Consider the following 522-nt stretch of genomic DNA (forward strand, 5'->3'; position numbering starts at 1 on the left):
CATGGCGGCGATGTCCGATTCGACGCAGTCGATATCGTCAGGCTCGACGCAGTCGATGCCGGCTGCTGCTGAAGAAGCTGTGCCGGTCGTTGAAGCCCCGTCGGTGCAGGCTGACCTGACCGAAGGCACCCTGGTGGTGCAGACGCTGGAGCGTCCGCTGCGTCCGGGCGAGGTCTCGCTCGACGAGCTCGAGCGCGCTTTCCGCGAGACCGAGACCGAAGTCGCCGCGCCCGCGCCGGCCGCCAAGCCCGCGGCCGCTGCGCCCGCCGCCGAGCCGACTGAGGCTGCGAAGAAGCCGGCCCGCAAGGCCGCCGGTGAGGATGTCCAGGAAGGCGACAAGATCGCCAACCAGTCGATCCGGGTCAATGTCGACACCCTCGAACACCTCATGACCATGGTCTCCGAGCTGGTGCTGACCCGCAACCAGCTGCTGGAGATCTCCCGCCGCAACGAGGACACCGAGTTCAAGGTGCCCTTGCAGCGGCTCTCCAACGTCACCGCCGAGCTGCAGGAAGGCGTCAT

Annotated in this window: 1 pseudogene; it reads left to right on the forward strand. The window is 67.6% G+C overall.

Annotated features, from left to right (window positions below):
• A pseudogene (locus QJT82_RS45575) lies at positions 1-522 on the forward strand (hybrid sensor histidine kinase/response regulator); the annotation flags it as partial.

The sequence above is a fragment of the Bradyrhizobium sp. Mp19 genome (assembly GCF_029952935.1).
GTDB lineage: Bacteria > Pseudomonadota > Alphaproteobacteria > Rhizobiales > Xanthobacteraceae > Bradyrhizobium > Bradyrhizobium elkanii.